A 4,843-nucleotide genomic window follows, 5' to 3' on the forward strand; every position below is an offset into this window, starting at 1 on the left:
GAGTATGATCATAACGGAGTGATATTTCAAACCTCACTCTGCCCCATGACCGGGCCGGATCATATGATAAACGGGGTTATCGGGATTGCATATGATATAACAGAAAAAGTACAAGCTGCTGAACAGATCAGGTTTGAGCAGGAACGGGCACAGCAATATCTCAATGTTGCAGAGGTAATGATCCTTGCCTTTGAGAGAAATGGTACGATCAGTCTCGTTAATCGGAGAGGGTGTGAATTCCTTGGGCTTCATCAGGATCAGATCATCGGGAAGAACTGGTTTGATCAGTTTCTTCCCCCTACGGAATGGGCTCGGACACGAGAATTTTTTCACGAATTCTTCCAGGGATGGTATGGTGAGTGCACACATTGGCAGGGGGAAATTATAACCATTGATGGTTCACATAGAACCATTTCATGGTTTATGCATGCTATCCGTTCTCCATCCGGTAAATGCACAGGGATTCTCGCTTCAGGAAAAGACATCACCAGAGAACGACAGCTTGAAGCTGAGAAGACAGCCGCAATCGGACAGATCGAGAAGAACATTGCAAAATTTGCGGTTCTCAATGACCAGATACGAAATCCATTAAGTATCATTCTCACTCTGGCAAGTATGTTAGAGGATGTGGAACTAGGGGAAAAGATCAGTACGCAGGTAGCAAAAATCGATTCAATTGTGCATGATCTGGACCGGAGATGGGTAGAATCTGAAAAGGTTCTTGAGTTTCTTCGGAAACATCATCATATTGATACCAAATCCATGACTGGAAAGGACCGGAAATAATGGTATCTTTTTTATTACCTGGTTATGAGTATGTTCAAAAAAGTGGACTAATTATACATATTATGAACCGTAATATCCTCCGCCGCTGATTCGAATTGAAATACCTGGCACGATAGTGTGAGCTCTCTCCCTCCCTATGGAACCGGCTCTCGGCAAAAAATATCGGATGAAATACCTTTATTCGATTATTCCCTATTCTGTTTGGCCTTGGTCTGAAGGATGTATTGAATGATGATGATACTGATATCTCCATTTTCCTTTTGGAATATGTATCTCAAATCTGGACCCCTTTGTTTCCACTCCAGATTCTTGTATAGAAAGACCATTCACAGAGAGTATCTCTCGTGCCAGAAAAAGGCCGATACCGGTATGTTTTCCATAACCATATGAAAAAATTGCATCTTTTTCATGGTCCGGGATTCCTACCCCATCATCTTCGCATACGATAATCAAATCCTGGTCACGTTCAATCGTATAGAATCTGACTAATGTCAGGGTCTGTCCATGACGAATGGCATTTTCATACAGCGCCCTGAATACCTTTTGTATCATGGCATCTGCATAGATCTCGATGGTCTCAAGCACCTCATTTTCAAAAAGAATATCTCCTGCTGCCACCTCATCCCTGACTGAATCAATGATCCGGCGAAGGTGCAGCCACATGCTAGATGAGGATGTAAAATAATCATACTCCCTGGTAAATTGCAATACCTGTTCAATCCTGCGGAGTCCTTCTTTTGAACTGCGGATATAAGAGAAGATCTCATCAAGATCGGTGGTGTCCAGGGCAAGATCATGCAATAGATGCATCGCCGTCAGCTCATTGAAGATATCATGCCGGTTTATCTGGGTAAGAAGGAGTAACTTCTGCGTTGTGTCCTTCAGCCTCTTCTCCATCTCTTTTCGTTCGGTGATATCCTTTGTAAAAACAGAAATACCGGATTCTGATGGATACACACTTATCTCAAAGAAATATTCCTTCCCGTTGTGGATATATGAATGTTCAAAGGTGCGGGGAGTTCTGGTTTGTATCGCTTCTTTGTATACCACTGCAGGGCCTTCAGCCCGTGAGCCAAAAAGCTCATATATGGTTTTACCCAGTGCATCATCGGATGATATCCCGGTAAATGTTTCAGATGCGTGGTTCCAGAATGTATACCGGAGGTTATCATCCATTGCAAAAAAGATGTCCGTGATGCTGTTCGCAAGACTCCGGTATTCCTGCTCGCTTTTGGCAAGAGCAATCTCCATTCTCTTCCGCTCGGTAATATCCTGGTTGACACCAAAGAGCCGGGTAATAACTCCTGACTCATCCCGATCGACCGTAAACCATGTCATGACCCAGAGTGTGCTTGTATCAGGACGGATAAGTTCGCCTTCGATAGTCATCTCAAAATCCGGGTCTTTTGAGGATAATGCCGCTTGAATCGTCTTTCTGACCTGGTCTGCGTATGGTGCAGTACCATACCGTTCTATAAACTCATTAGTTGTTATGCGGTATCCTCCCGCCTCTGCTGCATTCGTTCCAAGCATGTCATAAAATAAGTCATTGAACGTAAAATACCCGGATTTCGGGTCATACTCCCAGTTTGCCAAGTGTGCTATCTTCATCGCTTTGGAGAGGGATTCTGAGAGGACAGACAGCTCATGTTCTGCCTGCTTGTGTTCGGTCACATCCTCGTATATCGCAACGATATCTCCGGATGGAAGTTTGTACACATAATTCTCACGCCATCCGGTGATCCGGTTATCCTTATAGAATGAAACCGGATGACTTTCCGGGACCCCTGTTCGGTATACCCGCTGGAATACTTCAAAAAGACCGAAATCGACAACTCCTGGGAAGACCTGTTTCACGCTCCTGCCGATAACCTCATCCCTGGAAATCTGTTCGAACCGCTCACCTGCACGGTTAAAGTCATGAAAGATGAAATCATTCCCGTCATCAACCGCATGATAGATTGCAACGGCAGCAGGCATGTTATGAAAGAGTTCATAAAACCTGGTTTCACTCTCTATAAGGGCCTCCTCAGCCTTCTTCCTCTCCGTTATGTCAGTAAGCATGGCAAATGAGCCGTTAAAGGTGCCATCAGGGGCAACAAGAGCAGTGGCCGATACCTGCAGCCATATACGGGAGCCGTCCTTTCTCACAAACTGCTGCTCATACCGGTCATTTTTTCCTTGCATCCGGTGAATAATCCGATCATGATGAGGCTTTAGGTCATCAGGAAGCATAAAAGCGGTAACAGGTCTCCCAAGCATCTCTTCCGGTGTATACCCAAGCATCTCAGCCATGCGGGTATTTACATACACCGTATTCTCTTGACTATCCATCTGCCAGATCCCCTCCTCGGCGGTTTCAACAATCCTCCGGTATTGTTCTTCCCGCTCAGCAATCTCCTCCCTGATTACGTGCTGCTCAGTTACATCCAGCGAGAGTGAGAGGACGACCATCTCCTCATCAGGTGAAAATCTGAATGGGATGAGCCGGTTAAAAAAATACATCTTTTTCCCCTGCATCTCTACCAGTACCTCGCCTGAAAAGGGAACGCCATCGTCGATGGTGGTCTGGTAATTGTGGATTAACTCTGCAGCTTTTTGTGCGGAAACAAAATCCCTGATGTTCTTTCCGATAACATACGACGGATCCTTCCCTGACAGGTTTCGTGCAGCGGCTGCATTTGCATAGAGAAATGTGCCATTCCGGTCAATGACTGACATTGTCTCCTGAATCGCATTCACAAGGGTTCTGAACCGCTCTTCACTCCGCTTGATTGCTTCTTCATTGCGCTTATATTCAGAAATGTCACGTGCAGATGCGTAGATATACTTCCCATACGGAAATGAACGCCATTCAATCCACCGGTATGATCCGTCCTTATGCCTGTACCGGTTCACGAAGTTTACAAGGGGGACCTGATCATCGAGGGTTGCAATTGCCCGAAGGGTATCCTCAAGGTCATCAGGGTGTACAAAGTCAAGGAATCGTTTTCCCTCGAGCTCTGCGAGCGGGTATCCGAGGGCTGTCTCCCATTCCGGATTTAATTTCCTGAAAAACCCGTCTGTATCCGCAATGCAAAGAAGATCAAGGTTACAGCTCCAGAACCGGTCAAGTTCTTCAGTCTTCTGCCGGAGTTCCTCCTCTCTCATCTTTTTTTCTGTGATGTCAGTGGCAACCTCCAGACGGACCAGTCGCCCGTCAGTCCATCTGATCGCCCGGTCCCGGCAGTCGAACCACAGTCCCTTTTGTGCATTATAATACTCCCATCGGTATACACCCGTCGGGCCTGTTCCATCCACAAGAAAGTGATTTGTGCAGAAATCGCAGGGCCCTTTTACCTCATTATGAAGGTGCATGTAGCATTTCTGGCCCAGAATGTTACCGTATAAATACCTGCCCTGTTTATTGAGATAGAGAATCTCATAATTCTCCATATCGGCAACGTAGATGAGTGCATCAATGCTGTCAAGAATGGTATAGAGTTGTGCCTGAAGTTCTTCGATAAAGACCTCATACCTGGATGATGAGAAAGATTCCCTTTGCTTTTTCAGAAATTCATCCGCGAACGGATCCTGGTTTGTATGTATATCAAACCCGGTGCTTTCAAAATCATGTTTCTTGAGAAAATTCAGTATCTTTTCTGACTTTATCCATTCCTGATCAAGGCTGGTGACCATCTCGTCAATCCGTCTGATCTCTCCCAGAATAATATCCGCCACCTGCTTATCAGACGTCATCTCAATGTATGTCGCGATAATTGAGAGCGGATTACGTATTCCGTCGTTCAGGATGGCAAGCTTTGCGATATTTTCCTGTATCTGCGCTGCAGCTTCATCCTTCTCCCGCTCCAGCTGTCGTTCTGCAGTAATATCCCTGCCCTGGGCGATGGTTGCAAGCGGAGTTTTTCCATCCTGATCATAAATTGTTGCAGAGTTCCATAGGACGGTTTTGATCTCTCCAGACGCGTGCAGAAGGGGAATCTCCACCGTCTCCCACCTGACCCCCTCGTGGGTTGTGTGGATAAGCCGCATGGATCGCTCTGCCTCGGTGGGGGGG

Annotated in this window: 2 protein-coding genes; one reads left to right on the plus strand and one right to left on the minus strand. The window is 46.1% G+C overall.

From position 1 onward, the window contains the following. Nucleotides 1-786 (plus strand): PAS domain-containing protein (locus tag PLA23_RS10575; protein WP_324475157.1); only part of this gene is annotated, 786 nt, incomplete at its 5' end. Between the two features lie 192 nt (nt 787-978). Here the strand turns inward: PLA23_RS10575 and PLA23_RS10580 are convergent. Then, nucleotides 979-4,843 (minus strand): PAS domain S-box protein (locus PLA23_RS10580; protein WP_324475158.1); only part of this gene is annotated, 3,865 nt, incomplete at its 5' end.

This window comes from Methanospirillum sp. (assembly GCF_035406105.1).
Taxonomy (GTDB): Archaea; Halobacteriota; Methanomicrobia; order Methanomicrobiales; family Methanospirillaceae; genus Methanospirillum.